Raw genomic sequence first — 23,012 nt, forward strand, 5'->3', positions numbered from 1 at the left:
CAGTCTAGCGGGTGGGGGTGACGTTTTCGGGGTGCGGCGGGTCGGCTGTGGACAACCGGGCGAGCTGTGGACAACCTGGGCTTTCGCGGGGGCTCTCGTCGGGGTGGCGGCCTACTGTGGGCCGCATGATCGATGCGACCGCTTCCGGTACCCACCAGCTCGGCGGCGACCTGCCCATCGTGCGGCTCGGGTACGGGTCCATGCAGCTCACCGGCTACGGCGTCTGGGGTGAGCCCGACGATCCGGACGAGGCCGTCCGGGTGTTGCGGCGTGCCGTGGAGCTGGGCGTCAACTTCATCGACACCGCCGACTCCTACGGGCCGTTCGTCGCCGAGAACCTGATCCGGCGGGCCTTACACCCCTACGACGGGGTGTACGTCGCCACCAAGGCCGGGTTCACGCGCCAGGGGCCGCACCAGTGGACCGCGCTCGGCCGGCCCGAGTACCTGCGCCAGCAGGTGGAGCTGTCGCTGCGGCACCTCGGGGTCGAGCGCATCGACCTGCTCCAGCTGCACCGCATCGACCCCGCGGTGCCCGTCGCCGACCAGGTGGGCGAGCTGGCGGCGCTGCGGTCGGAGGGCAAGATCCGGCACATCGGGCTGTCGGAGGTGTCGGTGGCCGACGTCGAGGAGGCCTCGCGGACGGCGCCGATCGTCTCCGTGCAGAACCTCTACAACGTCGCCGACCGGCGCGCCGAGGACGTGCTGGAGTTCTGCGAGGCGCGGGACATCGGGTTCATCCCCTGGTTCCCGCTGGCCACGGGCGAGCTGGCCAAGGAGCGAGGGCCGCTGGCCGCGATGGCTGAGCGGCACTCGGCGTCGCCGTCGCAGCTCGCGCTTGCCTGGTTGTTGCGGCGGTCGCCGGTGATGGTGCCGATCCCGGGGACGTCGAGCGTCGCGCACCTCGAGGAGAACGTGGCCGCTGCCGGCATCGCGCTGACGGACGCCGAGTACGAGGCGGTGAGCAACGCGACCTGAGCACGGAGTCCGTGGAGCGGCCGCCTGAGGGGCGGCTCAGGCGGCCGGAGCAGGCCGACGGTGGCACCGACAAACGTGGGTGAGGATGGTCACCCACGGCTCGGATTGTCTTGTGCCACCGTCGTCCCGGCTCCCCGATCCGCAACCGAAGTCGGCGCGGTCCCCCTCTTCGTACACGTCGCGGCCCGGCACACTGCAAGGTGCGTAGCGCCCCGACTCGTGGGTGCGCCGCCGCGACCTGCGGATACGCTGACCCGTGTTCACTCGTTTGGCGTAGCGCCACCGGGGAACACGGAGAGTTCCTGGTCGTGCACACTGATGGTCGAACGCCATGCCGGAGGGGGCGGGATGAACGAGGAGAGCCTGCCGTACCGGCACGGCATTCACGAGGCGATGGGCGTGCTGTCCGGGCAGTGGGTGACCGCCGTCCTCGCGTCCCTGACGGCTCGGCCGATGACCTACTCGAAGTTGCTGGAGCACATCAACAGCACCGAGGAGCGATTCGGATGGGTGACCCATGAGCGCCCGCTGCGACAGAAAGTGCTCACGGACACGCTGCACCGGATGCAACGCGACGGGCTGGTCGTCAAGATCAACCGGCCGAGCCGGTTCGGGTCGACCTGGTACCAGCTGACGCCGATGGGCCGGTCGCTCCTGCGGTCGCTGCTGCCGCTCGCGAAATGGGCCGAGGACCACCGCGGCGACCTGTCGCAGGCACGCGCCGCGTACCTCGCCGCACAGGAGGCGGCCCAACAGGACGCCGCGGTGAAGAACGGGAACTAGGTTCCGTTCACGTCGCCGATGGCGGCCACGATGCTCTGCACCTGGTTGCGGCCCGAGTCCTTCGCGACGAACAGCGCGTCGTCCGCGGCGAGCAGGACGTCCTGCAGCTCCGGGCCGAACTCCGGGTACAGGGCGATGCCGATGGACACCGAGAGCCCGTCGACCACCACACCGTCGACCTCGACGCGCAGCTCGTGGACCCGTTCGCGCATCCGCTCCGCGATGCTGCGCAACGTCTCCTGCGTGATCTCCGGGCACAGGACCACGAACTCCTCGCCACCCCAGCGGCCGACCACGTCGTACCTGCGCGCCGACGACGACAGCACCCCGGCGACGGCCAGCAGCACGTGGTCGCCGACGAGGTGGCCGTGGTTGTCGTTCACCGCCTTGAAGTGGTCCAGGTCGACCATCAGGACGCCGACCTGGGTGTCGTCGCGGGCCGCGCGCTGGATCTCGGCCGACGCCAGGTTCGCCCACGACGTCGCGTTCGCCAGGCCGGTCTTCTGGTCGGTCGACGCGGCCTCCTCCAGCTGCCGCATCAGCACGCTGCGGTGCAGCACCAGCAGCGCGGGCACGACCATCACCGCCCACAGCGGGTTGAACGTGATCAGCAGGCCGGTGATGGCGCCGAGGCCGAGCGTGCCGTACTCGAGCGCGTTCTCCTTGCCGGTGCCGAGCGCCCTGCGCAGGTCCAGCCGCTTCTCGTGCAGCGTGATCGCGCACGCGACCAGGCCCGAGTTCACACACGAGTAGGCCACGACCGCCAGCGCGATCGCGACGACGACCGTCGGCCGGTTCCACGCGAGGAGGTCCTCGGGCGCGAACGCGTGCCGGATCGCCCACGCGGTGTGCGCGGACAGCGTGACCGTCGACGCGGTGAACACCAGCCGGTACGGCCGCACCCCGCGCACCCGGTACCAGCTGCGCCAGAACAGGTGTAGGTAGAGCAGTCCGATCACGACCGGCGTGAGCACCGGCGGCAGCACCAGCGCGGCCGAGAACGTCCACACCGACGTCAGGTTCACGTGCGGGGTGTCGTTGAACCGGCGACGTACCCGCTCGACATGCCGGGACAGCTCACCCATCGTGACACCGAGGAAGACGATGATGCCGAGGGTGACGACCGCGCCCCGGTCAACGACGGAATGGCCGGCGAGGAAAGCCGTGACCCCGATCGCGGCGGCTTCCACCAACAGGATGAGCGCCAGCACTCTCGCCGGCTCACCCCACAGCGCCCAACGCCACGGTGCCCTGGACCGCTCAGTTGTCGAAAGGGATGCTGGTTGGGCCGATCGGGCGAAAACCACCTGATCAGCGGCCCCATTGCCGTGCTCGGCGGCAGTCCCCGCGGGAGGAGGTGCGAGCGATGACGAACAAGGACTGGTGACCACAGCGCTCTGACTCATGCCCTGGTCAGACGCCCTGACGTCGGATTCGTCATCCCCATTTCCCTGAGGAGGTGCCTTCGATGATGAACAAGGACTGGTGAGCTTCCCGTGCTTCTCAGTGTCGTCGGGCTCGCGCCCACCCACCCGTTCGGGTGATTTCCCTTTTCGGGAACGGGCGCGAAGCCACGACGCGCCGCTGAGTCCGGTCAACGCCACTCCGGCAACACCTCCGGTTGCGACCGCGAGGACTGGATCGGTCGCGTCGGCGAGGACGCCGCCCGCGAGTACCGCGACGCCCTGTGACGACAACACCCCCGCGCCCGCGAGCCCGGCCGCGGCACCCCGACGGTGGTCGGGGACGCCGACGACGAACTCCGCCTGCGCGAGGATCAGATAGGCGGTGGCGCACGCTCCGGAGATCGCCCAGAGCAACACCACCACGACCAGCGGTGGCTGGAAGAAGCACAACACGAGTGGCACGCCCGCCGCGACGGCGAGCCACGTGGTCAGAGCGGGCCGCCGGTCCCGCGGCAGCTTCGGCACGAGCCACGCGCCTACGATGCTGCCCGCGGGGTCGGCGGCCATCAGCAACCCGACGCCGACCGCGGCCACGCCGAGGGTGTCCGCGTACGGCGCGGCGAGGCCCTCGGGAATCGTGAAGATCCCGATCGTCCACGACAGCGCGATCAGGGCACGCAGGCGGCGGTCCTGCCAGATCAGCCGTGCCGTGCCGGTGCTCCGCTCCCGCGACTCCGGCGCGTCCGGTACGGGCCGGTGCCGCACCCCGGTGACGACCAGGGCCGCGGCGACGGCGAACGTGGCCGCGTTGAGCCCGAGCATGACGTGCGGGTCGAGCGCCACCAGCAGCGCGCCGCCACCGAGGAAGCCGCCGACCTGGGCGAACTGGTTCGTGACGGTCCGCAGCGACAGGCCGGTGACGTACCGGTCGCCTTCGAGGACGGTGGGCAGGAGCGCCTGCTGCGCGGCCTTGAACGGCGCCCCGCCGAGCGTGAGCACGAAGACGAGGACGAGCAACACCGGCAGCGGCAACCCGGGGATGGCCATGGCCGCGGCCACGACGGCACGCCCGACGTCGACGCCCACCATCAGCTCGCGGCGCGGGAACCGGTCGGCCAGTGGCGACAGCAGAACCCCGCCGACGAGGGCGGGGAGGAAGGTGAGGGCGTAGGTGAGGGCGGTCCAGCCCGCCGACCCGGTATGTCGGTAGACGAGCACGGCGAGGCCGATCCGCGCGAGCTGGTCACCCGCGACCGACAGGAGCTCCGCGAGCCACAGCGCGCGGAACTCGCGTATCGCGAGAACATCGCGGAAGCCCGCACGCCCCATGTCGCCGTCCTCGTTCCGCCGCCAACAGGTCGTGTGCCGAACTCGCACGACCCGCCGTTACGACCCTAGATCGAACCCCCATCGAGAACGCGGTCACGCCCGTTGTCCACCCAAATGGCCCATCGGCGTCACCAAGAGTGACCTCGTTGCGGTTTTTCCGTCCCGGCCCACGCTACCGGCACCCACCGACAGACCCGCGTTCGTGCTGATCAGCGGACCCCGGCGGGGAAAACTTGCCAGCAGATGTCAGGTTTCTCCGGCATCGTGACCCGCATGGACGAACTCAAGGGGAAGGTCGTGCTGGTCGCGGGTGCTTCGCGGGCGGCGGGCAGGGCCATCGCGGTGGAGCTGGGGCGACGGGGCGCGACGGTGTACGCGACCGGCAGGACGACCCGCGCGCAGCGGTCGGAGATGAACCGGCCGGAGACCATCGAGGAGACCGCCGAGCTGGTGACCGCGGCGGGCGGCGAGGGGATCGCGGTCCAGGTCGACCACCTGGACCCGGACCGGGTGAAGGCGCTCGTCGAGCGGATCGACCGCGACCACGGACGCCTCGACGTGCTGGTCAACGACATCTGGGGCGGCGACGTCTACCTCAAGTTCGGGACGAAGCTGTGGGAGCACGACCTCGACGGCGGCCTGCGCATGCTGCGGCTGGGCATCGACAGCCACGCCATCACCAGCCACTTCGCGTTGCCGCTGCTGATCCGGCGGTCCGGTGGGCTGGTGATCGAGATGACCGACGGCACCACCGAGTCCAACGCCGTCTACCGCGCGGACGCGGGGTTCTTCTACGACCTCGTGAAGGTGTCGGTGCAGCGGATGGCCCTCGCGCAGTCGGTCGAGCTGGCGCCGCACGGGTGCACGGCGGTCGCGTTGACGCCGGGCTGGCTGCGGTCGGAGGCGATGCTGGAGGCGTTCGGTGTGACGGAGGACAACTGGCGTGACGCGACCGCGCACCAGCCGCACTTCGTGATCTCCGAGTCACCGGCCTTCGTGGGCAGGGCGGCGGCCGCGCTGGCCACGGATCCCGAGGTGGCGCGGTGGAACGGGCAGTCGCTGTCGTCGGGTCAGCTGGCGCGGGTCTACGACTTCGACGACGTCGACGGCAGCAGGCCGGACGCGTGGCGCTACATCGCGGAGGTGGAGCGGCAGGGCAAACCCGCGGACGCGACCGGCTACCGCTGAGGCACTATGGAGGTGATGAGATCTTGGCAGCCGACCCTGGACATCGAGGACTTCCGCCTCCTCCGTGAGCAGTTCACGGACTTCATGCTGGGTTACAAGTTCGCGATCGACGAGATCACGACCAAGATCAACATCCTGCGTGAGGACTTCAACGCCGCTCACGAGTACAACCCGATCGAGCACATCAACTCCCGCCTGAAGGCGCCGGAGAGCGTGCTGGAGAAGGTGCGGCGCAAGAACTACGCGATGAACCTCGCCGGCATCCGCGAGAACGTGCTCGACATCGCCGGTGTCCGGGTCGTCTGCAGCTTCATCTCCGACATCCCCAAGATCCGCGACATGATCGTCGGGCAGGAGGACATCACGCTCCTCGACGAGCGCGACTACATCACCAACCGGAAGCCCAACGGCTACCGCAGCCTCCACCTGATCGTGTCGATCCCGGTGTTCCGCTCCGACCGCACGGACCGCATCCCGGTCGAGATCCAGATCCGCACCATCGCGATGGACTTCTGGGCCAGCCTGGAACACAAGATCTACTACAAGTACCGCGGCGAGGTGCCGCCCAACCTGCGGAGCGAGCTGACCGAGGCAGCGGAGGCGGCCGCGGCACTGGACGAGAAGATGGAGTCCCTGCACCGGCTCGTCGACCACAACGGCAAGCCGCGCGAGACCCCGGCCGACTCGCTCGACCTCACCGCGCTGTACCTGGGCTTCCTGGGCAACAGCGCCTGACCGGGCCTGGCCTCCGGCCCCCGGTCACCACGCTACGGCACACCACCGACAGTTCCCCGCGACGAAGGCGGAGCTGTCCACAAAGCTGCCAGGTTGTGGACAACCACCGTCGCGTGGCCCGGACCTGTCGGTGGTCTCGCGTAGCGTGGTTCGAGGGGGCCGGAGGCCACGCGGGGGTGAGGCCGCTCACCCCCGCGTCACGGCGGTTCCGGTGACCCGTCTCCCCGCTGCCGGTCCTCGACCGGTGCGTTGCGGGTCGCGATGGCCAACCCCAGCTCGGCCAGCGCGACCCGCAATTCCGCCGGGGCCACCACCTCGACGCCGGCCCCCAGCGAGAGCAGTTGGGTGGTGGCCACCGGCAGGCTTTCGACCTCCAGTTCCACCTCGCGCCACCCCTCCTCGTCCGCCGGGCCCGCCGTCGCGATCGCCGCCGCGGCCGCGTCCTCGTCGGTCGCCGTGCGCAGCGCGTGCATGCCGTGCCGGTTCAACCGCAGCCGCACCGTCTCTCGCAACAGCGACCGCTCGAACCGGGCCGACGACTGCGCCCACCACGTCGCCAGCGCGAAGTCCGGCGGCCGCGTGAACTCCGCCAGCGGCGACGCCGACACGATCCGGGCCACCCGGTAGGTCCTGATGTCCGTGCCGACCCGCGCGACCAGGTACCAGACCCCCGCCTTCACGACCAGGCCGAGCGGATCCACCTCGCGCGTCACCACCGACGCACCACGCCGGTAGTCCATCCGCAGCCGACGCGTCGACGCCACCGCGTCCGCGACGACCGTCAGCCGCGTCGCCGTCTCCGGCTGCTGGAACCAGCCCGGCGCGTCCAGGTGGAACCGGTCCGCGATCGCCGACGCGTACTCCCGCAGCGGCGCGGGCAGCCCGGCGAGCACCTTCGCGCGTGCCGCCGTCAACGACGTGCCCAGGCCCAGCTCCGCCAGCAGCTCCGGCACGCCGACCGCGAAGATCGCCGCCGCCTCCCGGCCGGTGAGCCCGTCGAGCCGCGTGCGCCAGCCCTCCATCAGCCGGATGCCGCCCGTCCGGCCCTGCTCAGTCCACAGTGGAACACCGGCGGCGAGCAGCGCCTCGACGTCCCGGTACACGGTGCGTTCGGACACCTCGAGCGCGGCCGCCAGTTCGGCGGCGGTCGCCCGACCCCGTTGCTGCAACAGGAACAGCAGCGTCACCAACCGCTCAGCCCGCACGCGGCGATTGTGCCACCGCGACCGCCGCGGCGAGTCCCGCGATCGTCGGCGCGGCGAACAACGTCGCGAGCGGCAGGTGCACCGACAGCTGCGCACGGACCCGCGCGAGCAGCTGCGCCGCGGTCAGCGAATGCCCGCCCAGCGCGAAGAAGTCGTCGTGCACGCCCAGCTCCACGGCCGGGCCGAGGCTCAGCACGTCCCGCCAGATCATCGCCAGCCGCCGCTCGAGATCGTCGCGTGGCGCGACCACCCGCGTCCTCGCCGGCGCCCACACCGGTGCGGGCAGGGCCGTCCGGTCGACCTTGCCGGTCGGAGTCCTCGGCACCGCGCCGATCGTCATGACCAGGTTCGGCACCAGGTGGTCCGGCAGCCGCGCGGCCAGCCACGGCCGCAGCTCGTTCGGGTCCAGCCGCGGCCCGGGCAGCACGTACGCGACCAGCCGCACGTCGTTCTCGTCGCCCCGCCACACCGTCACCACCGCGTTCCGCACCAGGTTGTGCTCCCGCAGCACCGACTCGATCTCGCCCAGCTCGATGCGGTACCCGCGCACCTTCACCTGGCGGTCGGCTCGGCCGAGGAACTCCAGCCGCCCGCTCCGCATGCGCACCTGGTCGCCGGTCGCGTACAGCCGCGCGCCGGGCGCCGAGCTGAACGGGTCGGGCAGGAAACGCGCCGCCGTGAGCCCCGGCCGGTTGCGGTAGCCACGCGCGACGCCCGCGCCGCCGACGTACAGCTCGCCCAGCACGCCGTCGGGCACCGGCCGCAGCGCCGGGTCGAGGACGTGCAGGGTGGTGGCGCCGACCGGGTCGCCCAACCGGATCGGCGCCGGTCCACGCGGGACGGTCCCGGCCGCCGAGTACACCGTCGTCTCGGTCGGGCCGTAGCCGTCGACGAGCCGTGCGCCGCCGGTCTGCAGCGCGTCGGCGAGGTCACGCGTCAGCGGCTCACCGCCGGTGATCCGCAGCCGGACTGTCGCGGGCACCCCGCCCGCCGCGACGAGCAGCCGCCACGCGGACGGCGTGCCCTGCACGACCGTCGCGCCGGTCTCGACGAGCCGCTGCCGGAGGCGCTGACCGTCCGACACGTCGTCGGCGGCGAGCACCGTGACGTGCGCACCCCGCAGGAGCGGCGCGAGCAGCTCCACCGTGGACACGTCGAACGACGGGGTGGTGATCGACGCGACGCGGTCGTCCGGCCGCAGGTCGAGCAGTCCGTCCATGGCGGACAACAGGTTCTGGACGCCGCCGTGGGTGAGGGTGACGCCGTTCGGCTTGCCCGTCGTGCCGGACGTGTAGGTGAGGTAGGAGATCGTGCCGGGCGCGGCGGTCGGGGGGAGCGGCGTCGCCGGTCGCGCCGCGAGGTCGGCGGTGTCCAGGTTGATCACCGTCCGTTCGCCGGGCAGGGGCACGCGGGCGGCGTCGTGGGTGACGAGCACCGGGCAGTCCGCGTCGCGGATCATCGCGGCGAGCCGGTCGGTGGGCCAGGACGGGTCGAGCGGCAGGTAGCCGCCGCCGGCACGCCAGGCCGCGAGGATGCCGACCACCACCGGCACGCCTCGTGCGAGGCACAGGGCGACCGGCACGTCGGGGCCGACTCCGTTGGCACGCAACAGGTGCGCGAGCTGGTTCGCGGCCTCGTCCAGTTCGCGGTAGGACAGCGACCGCGTCGCGTCCCGCACCGCCGGTGCGTCACCGAACCGCGCGAGGTCGAACGTGACGGTGCCCGCCGGTGGCGTGTCGACGATCGTTCTGGTGCCGTCGCACAGCGGCAGCTCGGCGATCGGCCGGTCCGGGTCGGCGAGCACGGCCTTCAGCAGCACCGCGTACAGGTCCGCGAAGCTCTCGACGGTCGTGCGGTCGAACAGGTCGGTGTCGTAGTTCCACCTGGCGCGCCACCGGTCCGGGCCTGGTTCGACCGTGAGGAAGAGGTCGAACGCCGACCCACCGTTCGGCAGCCGTTCCGCCCTGTGGGTCAGACCGTCCACAGTGGCCGGTTCCGGTGGTGCCTCGACCGCGAACATGACCTGCGCGACCGGTGCGTGCGTGAGGGACCGTTCGGCGGCCAGCAGGTCGACGAGGTCCTCGAACGGCAGGTCCTGGTGGGCGAGGGCGCTCATCACGGCCTCGGCCGTGTGCTTCTCGAGCTGGGCGAACGTCGTGTCGGGTGGGACACGTGCGGGGAGCGCGAGCGTGTTGGCGAGGAAGCCGACGAGGTGCTCGGTCTCCGGCCGGGTGCGGCCGGGCACCGGCGTGGCGACGAGGAAGTCCTCCTGACCCGTGAGCCGGTGCAGCATCGCCTGGAAGACCGCGAGCAGCGTGCTGAACGACGTGTCCGGCAGCGGTTCGAGGTCACGCACGAGTTCCGCGCCCCGGCCGGCGGCGGCCGTGCGCGGGCGGTCGACCGGCAGGGGGAGGACTGTGGGGATGCCCGCCAGCTCGGCCTGCCAGTAGCGGGCGGCGTCCGCCAGCGCGTTGGCGTCGGCCTGTTCCCGTTGCCACACCGCGTAGTCCGGGTACTGGATCGCGGGCTCGTCCAGCTCCTCGCCCGCGTAGCAGCGGGCCAGCTCGTCGACGACGATCGCACAGGACCAGGAGTCGACGATAGCGTGGTGCGCGACCAGCACGAGCACGTGCTCGTGCGCTCCGGCCGTCACGAGACCGGCACGCAGCAACGGGCCGGCGGCGAGGTCGAACGGGTGGCGCACGAGGTCGTCGACCTCGGACTCGGCGAGGTCGGGCACGCGTATGTCGGCGGTGCCCACCACGACCTGACTGGGCACGCCGTCGGCGGCGGTGAACGTGGTGCGCAGCGCCTCGTGCCGGTTGACGACGGTGGTCAGCGCCTGTTCGAGGCGGTCGCGGTCGAGCGGGCCGGTGAGCGTGACACGCCAGCCGAGGTGGTAGGCGGGGCTGCCTGGGATGAGCTGGTCCAGCAGCCACAGGCGGCGCTGGCCGGACGAGGTGGGGAAGACGAAGGTGTCGTCGATGGTCACGGCTGACCTTCCGGAGCAGGGCCGCAGCGGTCACGGCGAGACAGCCGGGCGCGGCGGTATTCGGGTGCACGGCACCGCCCGTGGGGCATGCGCGGTAATGAAATCCGGGGCAAATGCGGCACGGCATTTGCCCATGGCTGTGTTCCGACGCCCGGAAATTTGCGCCAACCCGGCCCAGGGCCACATCAATTACCTGGTCGGGGTAGGCGAGATAACCCACTGACTCAGTGGGGGTTCAGTGCGCTGTCAGCGGGCGTCGGCCGTCACGGCTGCCCGAGTTATGCGGACAGGTGCTCCCGCACGCTGCGTGGCCGCATGTCCGTCCACACGCGCTCGATGTGCTCGAGGCAGAGCGACCGTTCCCCTTCGGTGCCCTCCGCGTGCCATCCCCCCGGTAACCCCTGATCACCGGGCCAGATGGAGTACTGCTCCTCGTCGTTGACCACCACCCGGTAACGGCGGCCGTCGACATCGCTCATGTCCCACGCCTTTCCTGCCAAGCCCTCTCGTCGCATGACGGTACCGGCGAGGTCACATGGGCGAATCGTCCGAACGGACCCAACCGACCGTCCGAGCTGGACCATCGCGGCATTCTGATCACGCACGGGAATCGCCTGGATACAGGCTGATTAAAGTGGGGGGAATTCGAGTGGGATTTGTCCGGAGAATTAGCAGGGCTGCGTCAGTGGCCAGAACATCGTCACGGTGGTGCCCGCGGTCGTCGGCGTGATCGTCGACGTCGCCGTGAGGCCCTGGATCAGCGGTAACCCGCGGCCGCGCAGCCCGTTGCTCGGCTGCGGCGGCTGCCACCGCCCGTAGTCGGTGACGGTGATGACCACGCGGTGTTGTGCTTCGTCGACCTCGCCGCGCAGGTCCAGCAGGCCCTGGGTCTGGTCGCGGTAGGCGTGTTCGACGGAGTTGGCCATGGCTTCGTAGCTGGCGAGCACCAGGGCCTCGGCGTCCTCGTCGGACAGGCCGACACGCGCCGCCCACTGGGCCAGCGCGTGCCGGAGGACGGCGAGGCGGGTGGCCACCGCGGGCACCCGGAAGTGCAGGTCCTCCGTGGGGAGGTTGTCGAGATTCTGTTGCCCCAGGTTCACGGCCGAAGCCTCCAACATTTAGCGTTCCGGTCGCTCGCGCCGCCGAGCGACCGGAGCGAATCGCCCTCAGTCGGCGGCGAGTGCTTCGTCGCGCGTGGGGTAGATCGAGATCTCGTCGGTCATCCCAGTCAACTCCATGGGGCGGAACGTGGCGCTCCCGGTAGCGACAATCCGGAAGCGCAGATTGCCTTTGGCCTGCTGATGGCACCCGATGAGCACCGCCATGCCCGCCGACGCGAGGAAGTCCACCTGACTCAGGTCGACCACAAGCGTCTCCGGTCGCTGCTCCATGGCAGCGTTGATCGAATCGCCCAGCTGGGGGGCGGTGGCCAGGTCGATCTCTCCGGCCACGTTGAGCACGACGGCCTCGCCATGGGGCTCCACCAGGACGGACAGTCCAGGTGCGGCGGGCTTGCTCTGGTCAGCGTCTCGGAATGGCTCTGAACTCACCACGCCATCATCCAATACGTCACAAGGCCACGCGTGGCCCCCGCTCTCACCGTCACACAGGACTGGAAGCCCTCTGTGTCCACCCGGCCCTCCTGTCAGCTCACGACTCACCGCCGTCGGTCTCGACCGGCGCGTCGAGCCTGGATAGCCCCAGCGGGCGATGTTCAAACATCCGCCGAGAAAAACGCGTTGAACAGCGCAAACGCGGCCACGCATGACCACGGCCCGCAAGGGTAATCGCCGCGGTATGCCCGCAAGGGTAATCGCCGCGGTATGACTGAACTGAACGAGCGCCCGCTCGCTGTCGTGACCGGCGCCTCCAGTGGCATCGGTCACGAACTCGCCAACGAGTTGGCCGACCGGGGCCACGACCTGCTGGTGGTGGCGGAGGACGAGGGGATCACCACGGCCCCGGCCCGACTCGAACGCCCAGGCGCCCAGGTCACCGCCATGCGCGTCGACCTCACGGTGCCCAAGGAGGTCGACGCGTTCGCCACCAAGATCCAGTCCCTGAACCGTCCCGTGAGCGTCCTGGCGATCAACGCCGGCGTGGGCGTCAGCGGTGGATTCGTCCAGGACACGTCGTTGGCGGACCAGTTGGCGGTGGTGGACCTCAACGTGCGGTCCGCGGTTCACCTGGTGAAACTGCTGGTCCCGGACATGGTCGACCGAGCCGGGGGCAGGCTGTTGTTCACGTCGTCCATCGCCGCGACGTCGCCGGGGCCGTTCCAGGCGGTCTACCACGCGTCGAAGGCGTTCCTGCAGTCGTTCGCGCAGGGGCTGCGTGAGGAGTTGATGGGCACGGGGGTGACCGTCACGGCGGTCATGCCGGGGCCGACGGCGACCCGGTTCTTCGAACGCGCGGGCATGACGGACACCAAGCTGGGCGCGGGCCCGAAGGGCGACGCGGCCGACGTGGCCCGGCAGGCGGTGGAGGCCATGCTGGCGGGCAAGGATCACGTGGTCACGGGATCTCTGCGGAACAAGGCTCAGGCGGTGGCCGGGAGGGTTCTCCCGGACCGGGTGCTGACGGCCATCCAACGCCGGGTGTCCGCTCCTGGGACGGCCAGGAGGTAGCAGGGCGTCAGGTTGGCGCGTTGGAACTGCCGGTGGGCTTGCGTTGTGCGCGGAACACGACGAAGAGGAGGCGGAGGCCCAGCAGCGCGCTGACGACGAGCAGGTTGTAGCCGAATATCTGGTTCAGCGTCAGCTCCGGGCTCACTCGCGGACCGCCCGTGCTGGTCAGCAGCAGGACGGCCATGACACCGGTCGCCATGCCCGTGAAGGCGAGCAGGAGTTCGTGCAGCATCGTCGTGACCACCGCGCGGTCGCGTTCGTCCGCGAACAGGCGGATGTTCAGGGACAGACGGCCTTGTTCCAGGGCAGACGTCACCCGGTCGATGCGGCGGGGAAGCCTGCGCAGCACCGGCAGCAACGACATCAGTTCCTCGGTCGCCGTGCGGCGTAGAGAGTCCGGTCGCAGTTGTTCTCCGATCAGTTTGTTGGCGAAGGCTCTGGACTCGACCAGGATGTTGAAGCCCGGTGCGAGCAGGCCAAGGGTGCCCTCGACCGTCGCGAGTGCGCGGAACACCGCGGCGATCGCCGGTGGGATCGACAGGCGGAACTCGGCCACGACACGGAACAGGTCCGTGAACATGTCCAGGTCCGGCGCCTGGCCGTGGGACAGGTGCTTGGCCATCAACGCGCCCAGCGCGCGTTCGAGACGCTGCTCGTCGATCTCGTCCGGGCGATCGACGATCTCCAGCAGACCGTCTCGCAGGCCGGCCGGGTCGCCTCGGTCGATCGCGGCCAGCAGGTTGCGCAGCCCGCCGCGCAGCGTGGCGTCCAGGCGCCCCACCGAGCCGAAGTCGAGCAGGCCCAGCTTGCCGTCGGCCAACAGCAGCACGTTGCCCGGGTGTGGGTCGGCGTGGAACACGCCGTGCAGCAGTACTTGTCGCAACACGCATTCCAGCAGCGTTCGTGCCAGTTCGTCGCGGCGGGCGTTGTCCACGGTGCCGATCGCCGAACGAACCGGGGCGCCGTCCAGGCGGCGCATCACGAGGACGCGTTCGCTCGACAGGTCACCGTGGACGGTCGGCAGTGCGATCTCACCGTCATTGCCGACCGCGCTCACCGCGGCGATGTTGCGTGCCTCGACGCGGAAGTCGAGTTCCTCGGTGAGTGCGGCGGCGAAACCGTCGGCGAGATCGACCACGCCGAGCGACCGTGCCCACGACGCCCGCAGGTCCAGTGACCGCGCGACCCGGTAGACGATGTCGAGGTCCCGTTCCACCACCCGGTCGATGTCCGGGCGGCGCACCTTCACCACCACGTCCTCGCCGCTGTGCAGCCGTGCCCGGTACACCTGGGCGACGGACGCCGCCGCCAGTGGTTCCCGGTCGAACTCCGCGAACACCTCCGTCACCGGACGACCCAGTTCCTCCTCCAGGTCCCGCTCCACCCGCTCGAACGGCACCGGTGCCACCTGGTCCTGCAGCCTGCTCAGCTCGTCGATGAACGCGGGCGGCAACAGATCCGGCCGCGTCGACAGCACCTGGCCCAGCTTCACGAACGTGACCCCGGCGTCCTCCAACGCCCGGCGCAACGATCGCGCCAGCACCGCGTGGCGCGTGCCGGCCTCCGCGCGCCTGCCGCCCAGGTACGGCCCGATGCCGTGCTTCACCGCGATCCTGCTGACCTGCGAGTACCTCCGCGCGCGAGCCATCCGGCGCCGGATCGAGCGCAGCCTTCCGACGAACCCCAGCCCGCCACCGCTGGGAAGCGCCATCTCGGCGAGGAACAGGAACGTCAGCGTGGCGAGGAACGCGCAGCCCGCGATCGGGATGAGCAGGCCCACGAACAGGCTCGGCGTCTGGTGGACGTTCGGGAACAACCAGCCCGTGAGCTGACCGGCCACGTACCAGCCCAGTACGGCGCCGATCAGCGCCCGCACTGTCCTGATGCGCACCCCGAGGACCCGCCGTGACGCCACGACCAGCGGCCACAGCATCAGCAGGTAGACCGGGAGGGACAGCAACGTGAGAAGCAAGGAGGGCATGCGGTTCCGAACGTCGGCTGGAGCGGCTGGTCGCCGATGATCGAAACACAGTCGACAGGTGGCTCACCGGCGAACGGCAACCGTGTGTCGCAAATGGGTCGTGTGAGGATCACCTCTTCCTGTGGCGGTGGGGACTGGGGTGTGCGGGCGAACGGCGACGTGGGCGGCGGCGAGGATCAGCGGTTGGCCCTCAGCAGACGCACCACCTCCTCGGCGACCTTCGTGGCGCTGGCCGGGTTCTGGCCCGTGACCAGACGTTCGGACACCGAGACCTGGGGTTCGAAGTCGGGAGCGCCGACGTGCTTCGCGCCGCGTTCCTCCAGCGCGGACTGCAGAAGGAACGGCACGACACCCGCCAGCCCGACCGCTTCTTCCTCGGTGTTGGTGAAGGCCGAGACTTCCTTGCCCTCCACGAGATACGTGCCGTCGGTGAGTGTCAGGTTCACCAGGGCGGACGGGCCGTGGCACACGGCCGCCACGACACCACCGGCCTCGTAGATGTCGCGTCCCAGTCGTGCGAGGCCCTCGTCGTCGGGAAAGTCCCACATGGTGCCGTGGCCGCCGACGTACAGGATCGCGTCGTAGCCGACGGCGTCGACCTCGGCCGCCCGCCGTGTGGTGCCCAGCGCGGGCAGGTTCACGAAGTCGCGTTGGGTTCCGTCGTCGGCGTCGAAGCCGTCCAGCGGTGGTCGGCCACCGCCGACGCTCACCAGGTCGACCGCGAAACCGGCGTTGCGGAACACCCGCCACGGATGCGCGGCCTCCGGGACGTAGAAGCCGGTCGTGCGGAGCCCGCCGAGGTCGTCATGGCTGGTCAGAGCGAGAAGGATTGCTTTCATGTGACCAGGATGGCACGCGGGAGACATCGAGAACCAATAGAACTTGTGCGGTGTAATATCAGAATTCTGATGACTTCACTCGACCTGCTCAGGACGTTCCTCGCCGTGCACCGCGCCGGGTCCGTCACGGCCGCCGCGCAGCTCCTCGACCTGTCCCAGCCCGCCGTCACCGCCCAGCTCAAGACGCTGGAGAAGCAGGTCGGCAAGCCGCTCTTCCACCGCCATGCCCGCGGCGTGACCACCACCGCGGCCGGTGAGGACCTCGCACGGCGGCTCGCCGGGCCGCTCGACGACCTGACCGCGGCGTTGGGCGACTTCGTCGGCGGCAAGGTGTCGCTGCACGTCGGTGGGCCCGCCGAGTTCATGACGTTGAAGGCCCTGCCCGCGCTCGTCCAACTACCGGACACCGCGCTGCGGGTCACCTTCGGCATGCCGGAGGAGTTGCTCGACCAGCTCGCCAATGGCGGTCTCGACCTGGTGATCACCGGGACCAAGCCACGCGTGCGGGGCGTTCTGTCCGCCCCTCTCTACGAGGAGGAGCTGACTCTCGTCGCGGCGGATCGCTGGTACTACCCGGACACGACGGGTGTGCTCGGCGACGCGCCGTGGGTGGCGTACGCCGAGGACCTGCCGTTGATTCGGCGGTACTGGAAGACGGTGTACAAGACGTTGCCGCCTGGGCGGGCGGTGGTCGTCGTGCCGGACCTGCGGGCCGTGCTGGCGGCGACCGTGGCGGGCGCGGGCGCGACCGTGCTGCCGAGGTACCTGTGCGAGAACGAGTTGGCGACCGGGGAGCTCCGTGAGCTGATCATCCGCGGCGAAGGTCGGTTGCCGACCAACACGATCTTCCTGGTGGTCCGGGCGGGCGCCTTCGCCGAGCCGCACATCGCGCGGGCCAGGGACCGGCTCATGTCCGAGTGCGCCTCGACGTCCTGAAAGCGTCTTTCGGGGCAGTCAACATCCCGAAAGACGCTTTCAGGGCAGCCGCGAGGGTGGTCACCACGTGCTGTTGGTGAGGCCCGTGCCGATGGTCACCTCGTCGAAGTCGTCGCCGTCGGCGTCGTCGCTGTGGGTCAGTGTGATCCGCCCGTACGGGTCCACGGCCAGGGCGGGCTGGTTCTGCCGTCCCGTGGTGGACGGGTTGGCTCGGATCTGTGGTTGGCGGCCTGCCGACGTACCGTCGGGGTTCAGGCCCTGTAGGTAGACGTCGTCGCCGAGGGTCCAGTACGCGACCGCATGGCGCTGGTCGTCCAGGCCTACCTGCGGGTCGTTGCCCGGGAGGAACGCCTCCGCCGGGGCCGCGCCCGTCGCCGTGAACGAGCGGACGCCGATCTGGTCGGTGCCCTGGTGGTCGGTTTCCCAGCCGACCACGAAGTCGCCGTTGAAGTTGGCCGCCACCGTCGTGTTCCGCTGTTGGCCACCGGTTGCCACGTTGGCCAGGCGTTTGGCGATCTTGGTCGCGCCGCTCGGCGTGAAACTCGCCAGGCCCACGTTGTAGTAGCCGTTGCCGTCGAGGTCCTCGTCCCACACGACGATCGCGTTGCCCGCGGCGCCCATCGCGACGTCGGGGTGGCGGTTCGTGCCGCCCGCCGCGTGTGCGCGGATCTCGTACGTCTTCGACGTGATCGACCCGAAACCGGACAGGCGGACCGTCGGCGCCGCGTCGGTCTGCTCGTCCTCGAAGACGACCGCGAACGCGGAGCCGTCCGGGTCGACCGCCACCTCCGAGTTGGTCTGCTGACCCGCCGCGGTTCCGTTGGCCGTGGCCGTGCCGGTCTGCGTGCCCGCGGCGTCGTAGGTGTGCACGCGGATCTGGTAGTAGCCGTTGCCGTCCTGGTCGTCGGACCACGTGACCACCGTGGCGCCGTTGTCGCGGACCGCGACGTCGGGCTGGACGTGCCGCCAGTTCCCCGTGCCGCCGGTGGACACCTTCTTCTCGAACACCGGGGCGCCGTCGCGGTACAGCCGTATGAAGACCTCGGTGTGCACGGTGTCGGTCGGCGCGGTGGTGTCCCGGTCGTCTTCCCACACCACGGCCGTGTAGCCGGTGCGGGACACCGCGACCGACGAGTTGTCCTGGTCGCCGGTGGTCGTCGTGTTGACCCTGGCCCACGCGAGCGTGCCGTCCGCGGTCGCGAGCGGAGCGGTCGCCAGGCCGAGCGTGGCGACCAGGGCCGGGATGATGACGCGTCTCATCAACGCAGCTCCGTTCACGGGTTCTGGAGGCCCGGGTTGCCGGCCTGGACCACGTAGCTCTTCGCGGTCTTGATCGGGTAGTCGCGGACGGTCACCTTGTCCAGCACGCGGAAGTCGACGTTCATCTGCGTCGGCGTGGTCCTCGTGCGGACGTAGCCGCGCTGGTTCTTGTTGAACTTCACGTGCGGGTTGCGGCTCGACGTGCCGTCGTCGGTCGCGTTCCCGTCGCCGCCGGAGGTGATCGACGTGGTCACCAGCTCGGTGCCGATGACCTTGTCCTGCGTCGTGTAGTTGTTCATGATGTTGGCCGCCCAGTGCCGGTGCACGTCACCGGTGAGCACGACCGTGCTCGTGTTCCCCCTGGCCTGCCAGCCGTCCTGGATCCGCTTGCGGTTGGCGGTGTAGCCGTCCCACGCGTCCATGCTGCGGGCGCCCGCGTCGCTGTTGAGGCGCTGCGCGAAGAACACCTGCTGACCGATCAGGTCCCAGGTCGCGAGCCGCTGGCCGAGACCGTTCAGCAGCCACGACTCCTGTGTGGTGCCGGTGATCGTGCGCGCCGGGTCGTCGGCTTCCGGGCACACCTGCGAACCGTCGCCGCACGCCTGGTCCATGCGGTACTGGCGGGTGTCGAGCATGTGGAGCGTCGCCAGGCTGCCCCACCGCAGCCGCCGGTACAGCTGGAGGTTCTCTGCCGACGGCAGCTGCGCGGACCGCAGCGGCATGTGCTCGTAGTACGCCTTGTAGGCGGCCTCGCGGCGGGCGCGGAAGTCGCCGGTGGGGGAGCCGTCGCCGCGGACCAGGTCCGCGTAGTTGTTCTCGACCTCGTGGTCGTCCCACACGACGACCCACGGCGCGACGTGGTGCGCGGCCTGCAGGTCGACGTCGCCGCGGTACTGCGCGTGCCGCACCCGGTAGTCGGCGAGGCTGGTGATCTCCCTGGTGGGCAGGTGCGCGCGGACGCCGGAGGCGCCGGACTCGTAGATGTAGTCGCCGAGGTGCAGGATCAGGTCCGGGTTCTCCTCGGCCATCCGCCGGTACGCCGTGTAGTAGCCGGAGGCGTAGTGCGCGCAGGACGCGAACAGCATCGTCAGCGCGGGGGAGGTGCCGACCGCGGGTGCGGTTCGAGTACGCCCGACTTGCGATATGTGGTTGTTGGCCCGGAAGCGGTACCAATACACCCGACCTGCCGGCAGCCCGGTGACCTCGACGTGCACGCTGTGCGCCGACGCCCGGACGGCCGTGGTCGAGCCGGACGCGACCACGTCGCGGAAGTACTCGTCGTTCGCCACCTGCCATTCGACGGTGACCGGCTGGTCCGGCATGCCGCCGAACCCGTCGAGGTTGAGCGGGTTGGGGGCGAGACGGGTCCAGATGACGAACCCGTCCGCGGCCGGTTCGCCGGAGGCGACGCCGAGTGCGAACGGGTAGGTGGCGGCGGAGGAGGCGGAACTGAACGCGATCAGGCCGGCGCCGGCACCGGCGAGACCGCCCAGCAGGAAGGTTCTTCTGCGCAGGGGCATACGTCGATGTGTACGACACAAAGACGCACAATCAAGAGCCTTGGGGTAAATAACCCACATAAAGGCGCGTAACGGAGCCTCTTCACTGCTCCGATCGGGCTCACGGTGGGTGGCGTGCCCGCCATGCCGGTCGCCGTACCCATGGCGATGTCGACGATTACCCCGCGCGGAAGTACCTTCGGGATGCCCGCTTCATGTGAGAGGACGGTCATGGTCGACCCGCAGACCCCGCTCGGCCTGTTCGACGTCGAGGACCTGATCGGCGCGGAGGACCGCGCGATCCGCGACACGGTCCGCGACTTCACCGCGGAACGGATCCGCCCGCACCTCGCGGAGTGGTTCGAGAACGCGACCATCCCCGCCCGTGAACTGGCCCGTGAGCTGGGCAAACTCGGCGTGCTCGGCATGCACCTGACCGGGTACGGCTGCGCGGGCACCAGCGCCACCGCGTACGGACTCGCCTGCATGGAGCTGGAGGCGGCCGACTCCGGGCTGCGCAGCCTGGTGTCGGTGCAGGGGTCGCTCGCGATGTTCGCGATCTGGCGGTGGGGGTCGGAGGAGCAGAAGCAGGAGTGGCTGCCGCGCATGGCCGCGGGCGAGGCCATCGGCTGCTTCGGGCTGACCGAACCGGACTTCGGGTCCAACCCCGCCGGCATGCGCACCCACGCCCGCCGCGACGGCGACGACTGGGTGCTGAACGGCACCAAGATGTGGATCACCAACGGGTCCGTCGCCGATGTGGCCGTGGTGTGGGCGCGGACGGACGACAAGATCCGCGGCTTCGTGGTGCCCACGGACACGCCCGGCTTCCGGGCGCCGGAGATCGGCAGGAAGCTGTCGCTGCGTGCTTCCGTGACCAGTGAACTGGTGCTCGAGGACGTGCGTCTGCCCGGGTCGGCGATGTTGCCGGAGGCGCGCGGCCTGTCCGGTCCGCTGGCGTGCCTGAACGAGGCCCGCTACGGGATCGTGTTCGGGGCGCTCGGCGCGGCCCGCGACTGCCTGGACACCGCGATCCAGTATGTCGGGCAGCGCGACATCTTCGACAAGCCGCTCGCCGCGTACCAGGCGACACAGCTGAAGCTCGCGGACATGACGGTCGAGCTGGGCAAGGGCATGCTGCTGGCCCTGCATCTCGGCAGGCTGAAGGACGAGGGCCGGCTGCGGTCCGAACAGGTCAGCGTGGGGAAGCTCAACAACGTCCGCGCGGCGCTCGCCATCGCGCGGGAGTGCCGGACCCTGCTCGGCGCGAACGGGATCAGCCTCGAGTACCCGGTGCTGCGGCACGCCAACAACCTCGAGTCCGTGCTCACCTACGAGGGCACCTCAGAGGTCCACCAGATGATCATCGGGCAGGCGCTCACGGGGCACAGCGCCTTCCGCTAACCGTTGGCGGCGCGCAGGTCCCGCATCGCCTCGGCCAGCTCTTCGCAGCGCTGCTCGCCCAGCGGGGCGAGCAGGCGTTCGCGGAGGATGTCCGCGCAGGCCTTGCGGGCACGTTCCGCCACGTCCCGGCCGTGGTCGGTGAGCACGGCGAACGTGACGCGCCGGTCGGTCTCGCTGGGTTCGCGGCAGATCAGGTCGGCCGCGACGAGCCGGTCGGCGACCTTCGTGAACCCGCCGCTGGACAGTGCCGCCTCCTTGGCGAGGCGCGTCATCGGCAGCCGGTGGTCCGGGGAGCGGAGCAGCCGGATCACGATGTCGAAGGCGCCGGGCGCGAGACCGACCTGGGCCTCGATCCCGCTCATGAGGCGGTTGTGGGTGGCGTAGTAGCCCTCGATGACCAGGCCCCACCAGCTCACGATCTCGTCGTCGTCCGGCATGCGGTCACTCTAGCGAAAGAAGCTCGCCGGGAACAATCTTGTGCGAAGTTATCTTGCGAAGAAGAGATTGTCGAGATATTGTCTTGCGCAGAAGACATCCGCAGGAGGCGGCCATGACCCACCCGAAGATCGACGTCCGCCGCGCGGACGACCGCTTCTCCACCAGGATCGACTGGCTGGACTCGAAGCACTCGTTCTCGTTCGGCGGCCACTACGACCCGGCGAACACGCACCACGGTGTGCTGCTCGTGAACAACGACGACATCGTCGAGCCGGGCACCGGGTTCGACACCCACCCGCACCAGGACATGGAGATCGTCACGTGGGTCCTCGGCGGCGCGCTGGTGCACCAGGACTCGGAGGGCCACTCGGGCGTGATCTACCCGGGCCTGGCACAGCGGATGAGCGCGGGCACGGGCATCCTGCACTCGGAGAAGAACGACACGTGGCGACCGGCGAGCGACCCGGAGCCGGTGCACTTCGTGCAGATGTGGGTGCTGCCGGACGAGCCGGGCATCGCACCGGGCTACGAACAACTGGAGATCGACCACGAACTGCTGTCCGGCGGTCTGGTGCCGGTCGCGTCCGGCATGGACAAACACCGGGACGCGGCCGCGATCCGCATCCACAACCGCTACGCGGCCCTGTACGCGGCTCGACTGGCGCCCGGTCAGAGCGTCGAACTGCCGGACGCGCCGCTGTCGCACCTGTTCGTGCCACGCGGCAGCGTCACCCTGGAGGACACCGGCGCACTGGCCGCCGGCGACGCGGTCCGCTTCACCGGGACCGGCGGACAGCGGGTGACCGCGGACGAGCCCGCGGAAATCCTGGTCTGGGAAATGCACGCCACCATCGACTGAAAGGACGAATCCGATGGCCACCCGAGAAGAACTACGCGCGAAGTACCTGACCGAGGACCGCCCGGCCACCACGGCCCGCGGCCTGCACCACACGGCCCTGATCGCAGGCGACGTCGAACGGACGATCGGCTTCTACCAGGGCCTGCTCGGATTCCCGCTCACGGAGCTGATCGAGAACCGCGACTACGCGGGCTCGTCCCACTTCTTCTTCGACATCGGCAACGGCAACCTGCTGGCGTTCTTCGACTTCCCGGGCCTGGACCTGGGCCCGTACAAGGAAGTTCTGGGCGGACTCCACCACGTGGCGATCTCCGTCGACCCGGCCCGCTGGGACGAACTGGTGGCACGGCTGACGGACGCCGGTGTGGACCACGTGGTGCACAGCGAGGTGTCGGTGTACTTCCAGGACCCGGACGGTGCGCGCATCGAGCTGATCGCGGACCCGCTGGGCGAGATGTACGGCAACAAGGTGCTCTGACCCTCGAACCCGCGGTACCTCCGGGGAACAAAATCCCAGGGCTGTGGTGATCCATTGACCGGCGGTAGCTTGATCG

General features: G+C 70.0%; 20 protein-coding genes. 9 read left to right on the forward strand and 11 right to left on the reverse strand.

The window, feature by feature from the left end; all coding sequences use genetic code 11:
• Positions 1 to 125 precede the first annotated feature (125 nt).
• A complete protein-coding gene (locus ACIBVP_RS21495; RefSeq protein WP_396107970.1) occupies positions 126 to 977 on the forward strand; it encodes an aldo/keto reductase in 852 nt (283 codons plus the stop codon).
• A 348-nt stretch (positions 978 to 1,325) separates the two neighbouring features.
• Positions 1,326 to 1,760, forward strand: coding sequence for a winged helix-turn-helix transcriptional regulator (locus tag ACIBVP_RS21500; RefSeq protein WP_396107971.1), 435 nt, complete (start codon positions 1,326 to 1,328; stop codon positions 1,758 to 1,760).
• On the opposite strand, the gene ACIBVP_RS21505 is transcribed toward ACIBVP_RS21500, so the two are convergent.
• Positions 1,757 to 4,495 carry an MFS transporter gene (locus tag ACIBVP_RS21505; protein WP_396107972.1) on the reverse strand — a complete coding sequence of 913 codons (2,739 nt, stop codon included), beginning with the start codon at positions 4,493 to 4,495 and terminating at the stop codon, positions 1,757 to 1,759. The genes ACIBVP_RS21500 and ACIBVP_RS21505 overlap by 4 nt on opposite strands.
• A 273-nt stretch (positions 4,496 to 4,768) precedes the next feature.
• On the opposite strand from ACIBVP_RS21505, the gene ACIBVP_RS21510 reads away from it, so the two are divergent.
• Together ACIBVP_RS21510 and ACIBVP_RS21515 are read left to right on the forward strand one after the other, a co-directional pair.
• Positions 4,769 to 5,683, forward strand: coding sequence for an SDR family oxidoreductase (locus tag ACIBVP_RS21510; protein ID WP_396107973.1), 915 nt, complete (start codon positions 4,769 to 4,771; stop codon positions 5,681 to 5,683).
• Positions 5,684 to 5,698: 15 nt separating this feature from the next.
• Positions 5,699 to 6,418, forward strand: a complete 720-nt coding sequence (locus tag ACIBVP_RS21515; RefSeq protein ID WP_396107974.1) for a GTP pyrophosphokinase family protein — start codon at positions 5,699 to 5,701, stop codon at positions 6,416 to 6,418.
• A 197-nt stretch (positions 6,419 to 6,615) separates the two neighbouring features.
• On the opposite strand, the gene ACIBVP_RS21520 is transcribed toward ACIBVP_RS21515, so the two are convergent.
• The 5 genes from ACIBVP_RS21520 to ACIBVP_RS21540 form a co-directional block, all read right to left on the reverse strand.
• Positions 6,616 to 7,623: a helix-turn-helix transcriptional regulator gene (locus ACIBVP_RS21520; RefSeq protein ID WP_396107975.1), complete on the reverse strand. Its 1,008-nt coding sequence runs from the start codon at positions 7,621 to 7,623 to the stop codon at positions 6,616 to 6,618.
• A complete protein-coding gene (locus ACIBVP_RS21525) occupies positions 7,613 to 10,615 on the reverse strand; it encodes an amino acid adenylation domain-containing protein (protein ID WP_396107976.1) in 3,003 nt (1,000 codons plus the stop codon). Before ACIBVP_RS21525 ends, ACIBVP_RS21520 begins: the two co-directional genes overlap by 11 nt.
• A gap of 278 nt (positions 10,616 to 10,893) precedes the next feature.
• The gene (locus ACIBVP_RS21530; protein ID WP_396107977.1) at positions 10,894 to 11,094 is read right to left on the reverse strand and encodes an MbtH family protein; all 201 of its coding nucleotides are present in this window, start codon (positions 11,092 to 11,094) and stop codon (positions 10,894 to 10,896) included.
• Between the two features lie 189 nt (positions 11,095 to 11,283).
• On the reverse strand, positions 11,284 to 11,715 hold the full coding sequence (locus ACIBVP_RS21535; RefSeq protein ID WP_396107978.1) for an ATP-binding protein: 432 nt from the start codon (positions 11,713 to 11,715) through the stop codon (positions 11,284 to 11,286).
• Positions 11,716 to 11,781: 66 nt separating this feature from the next.
• On the reverse strand, positions 11,782 to 12,099 hold the full coding sequence (locus ACIBVP_RS21540) for an STAS domain-containing protein (RefSeq protein WP_396107979.1): 318 nt from the start codon (positions 12,097 to 12,099) through the stop codon (positions 11,782 to 11,784).
• A 339-nt stretch (positions 12,100 to 12,438) separates the two neighbouring features.
• On the opposite strand from ACIBVP_RS21540, the gene ACIBVP_RS21545 reads away from it, so the two are divergent.
• Complete coding sequence (locus ACIBVP_RS21545; RefSeq protein ID WP_396107980.1) at positions 12,439 to 13,242, forward strand: SDR family NAD(P)-dependent oxidoreductase; 804 nt, start codon at positions 12,439 to 12,441, stop codon at positions 13,240 to 13,242.
• Positions 13,243 to 13,249: 7 nt separating this feature from the next.
• Here the strand turns inward: ACIBVP_RS21545 and ACIBVP_RS21550 are convergent, their stop codons facing one another.
• Both ACIBVP_RS21550 and ACIBVP_RS21555 read right to left on the reverse strand, forming a co-directional pair.
• Complete coding sequence (locus ACIBVP_RS21550; RefSeq protein ID WP_396107981.1) at positions 13,250 to 15,223, reverse strand: ABC1 kinase family protein; 1,974 nt, start codon at positions 15,221 to 15,223, stop codon at positions 13,250 to 13,252.
• A 176-nt stretch (positions 15,224 to 15,399) separates the two neighbouring features.
• Positions 15,400 to 16,062: a type 1 glutamine amidotransferase domain-containing protein gene (locus ACIBVP_RS21555; protein ID WP_396107982.1), complete on the reverse strand. Its 663-nt coding sequence runs from the start codon at positions 16,060 to 16,062 to the stop codon at positions 15,400 to 15,402.
• A 69-nt stretch (positions 16,063 to 16,131) separates the two neighbouring features.
• Between ACIBVP_RS21555 and ACIBVP_RS21560 the strand changes: the two genes are divergently transcribed.
• Complete coding sequence (locus ACIBVP_RS21560) at positions 16,132 to 16,998, forward strand: LysR family transcriptional regulator (RefSeq protein ID WP_396107983.1); 867 nt, start codon at positions 16,132 to 16,134, stop codon at positions 16,996 to 16,998.
• 60 nt (positions 16,999 to 17,058) lie between these two features.
• Here ACIBVP_RS21560 and ACIBVP_RS21565 read toward each other — a convergent pair whose 3' ends face one another.
• Positions 17,059 to 18,258 (reverse strand): hypothetical protein, encoded by a 1,200-nt coding sequence (locus ACIBVP_RS21565; RefSeq protein ID WP_396107984.1) that lies wholly within the window; start codon positions 18,256 to 18,258, stop codon positions 17,059 to 17,061.
• A 14-nt stretch (positions 18,259 to 18,272) separates the two neighbouring features.
• Positions 18,273 to 19,778, reverse strand: coding sequence for an alkaline phosphatase D family protein (locus ACIBVP_RS21570; protein ID WP_396107985.1), 1,506 nt, complete (start codon positions 19,776 to 19,778; stop codon positions 18,273 to 18,275).
• A gap of 210 nt (positions 19,779 to 19,988) precedes the next feature.
• On the opposite strand from ACIBVP_RS21570, the gene ACIBVP_RS21575 reads away from it, so the two are divergent.
• A complete protein-coding gene (locus tag ACIBVP_RS21575; RefSeq protein WP_396107986.1) occupies positions 19,989 to 21,161 on the forward strand; it encodes an acyl-CoA dehydrogenase family protein in 1,173 nt (390 codons plus the stop codon).
• Here the strand turns inward: ACIBVP_RS21575 and ACIBVP_RS21580 are convergent.
• Positions 21,158 to 21,598, reverse strand: coding sequence for a MarR family winged helix-turn-helix transcriptional regulator (locus ACIBVP_RS21580; protein ID WP_396107987.1), 441 nt, complete (start codon positions 21,596 to 21,598; stop codon positions 21,158 to 21,160). The two genes, ACIBVP_RS21575 and ACIBVP_RS21580, sit on opposite strands and share 4 nt — an antisense overlap.
• 113 nt (positions 21,599 to 21,711) lie before the next feature.
• Between ACIBVP_RS21580 and ACIBVP_RS21585 the strand changes: the two genes are divergently transcribed.
• Both ACIBVP_RS21585 and ACIBVP_RS21590 read left to right on the forward strand, forming a co-directional pair.
• Positions 21,712 to 22,458: a pirin family protein gene (locus ACIBVP_RS21585; protein WP_396107989.1), complete on the forward strand. Its 747-nt coding sequence runs from the start codon at positions 21,712 to 21,714 to the stop codon at positions 22,456 to 22,458.
• Positions 22,459 to 22,471: 13 nt separating this feature from the next.
• A complete protein-coding gene (locus ACIBVP_RS21590) occupies positions 22,472 to 22,936 on the forward strand; it encodes a VOC family protein (protein WP_396107990.1) in 465 nt (154 codons plus the stop codon).
• The last annotated feature ends 76 nt before the right edge of the window (positions 22,937 to 23,012 follow it).

It is taken from the genome of Actinophytocola sp. NPDC049390 (assembly GCF_044466355.1).
Taxonomy (GTDB): domain Bacteria; phylum Actinomycetota; class Actinomycetes; order Mycobacteriales; family Pseudonocardiaceae; genus Actinophytocola.

Bases quoted from the DNA above. Each gene is read 5' to 3' on its own strand.
- ACIBVP_RS21585 (WP_396107989.1), top strand. From the start codon at position 21,712: ATGACCCACCCGAAGATCGACGTCCGCCGCGCGGACGACCGCTTCTCC.
- ACIBVP_RS21555 (WP_396107982.1), bottom strand. From the start codon at position 16,062: ATGAAAGCAATCCTTCTCGCTCTGACCAGCCATGACGACCTCGGCGGG.
- ACIBVP_RS21530 (WP_396107977.1), bottom strand. From the start codon at position 11,094: ATGAGCGATGTCGACGGCCGCCGTTACCGGGTGGTGGTCAACGACGAG.
- ACIBVP_RS21515 (WP_396107974.1), top strand. From the start codon at position 5,699: ATGAGATCTTGGCAGCCGACCCTGGACATCGAGGACTTCCGCCTCCTC.
- ACIBVP_RS21505 (WP_396107972.1), bottom strand. From the start codon at position 4,495: ATGGGGCGTGCGGGCTTCCGCGATGTTCTCGCGATACGCGAGTTCCGC.
- ACIBVP_RS21545 (WP_396107980.1), top strand. From the start codon at position 12,439: ATGACTGAACTGAACGAGCGCCCGCTCGCTGTCGTGACCGGCGCCTCC.
- ACIBVP_RS21560 (WP_396107983.1), top strand. From the start codon at position 16,132: ATGACTTCACTCGACCTGCTCAGGACGTTCCTCGCCGTGCACCGCGCC.
- ACIBVP_RS21565 (WP_396107984.1), bottom strand. From the start codon at position 18,258: ATGAGACGCGTCATCATCCCGGCCCTGGTCGCCACGCTCGGCCTGGCG.
- ACIBVP_RS21495 (WP_396107970.1), top strand. From the start codon at position 126: ATGATCGATGCGACCGCTTCCGGTACCCACCAGCTCGGCGGCGACCTG.
- ACIBVP_RS21580 (WP_396107987.1), bottom strand. From the start codon at position 21,598: ATGCCGGACGACGACGAGATCGTGAGCTGGTGGGGCCTGGTCATCGAG.
- ACIBVP_RS21500 (WP_396107971.1), top strand. From the start codon at position 1,326: ATGAACGAGGAGAGCCTGCCGTACCGGCACGGCATTCACGAGGCGATG.
- ACIBVP_RS21570 (WP_396107985.1), bottom strand. From the start codon at position 19,778: ATGCCCCTGCGCAGAAGAACCTTCCTGCTGGGCGGTCTCGCCGGTGCC.
- ACIBVP_RS21590 (WP_396107990.1), top strand. From the start codon at position 22,472: ATGGCCACCCGAGAAGAACTACGCGCGAAGTACCTGACCGAGGACCGC.
- ACIBVP_RS21510 (WP_396107973.1), top strand. From the start codon at position 4,769: ATGGACGAACTCAAGGGGAAGGTCGTGCTGGTCGCGGGTGCTTCGCGG.
- ACIBVP_RS21550 (WP_396107981.1), bottom strand. From the start codon at position 15,223: ATGCCCTCCTTGCTTCTCACGTTGCTGTCCCTCCCGGTCTACCTGCTG.
- ACIBVP_RS21575 (WP_396107986.1), top strand. From the start codon at position 19,989: ATGGTCGACCCGCAGACCCCGCTCGGCCTGTTCGACGTCGAGGACCTG.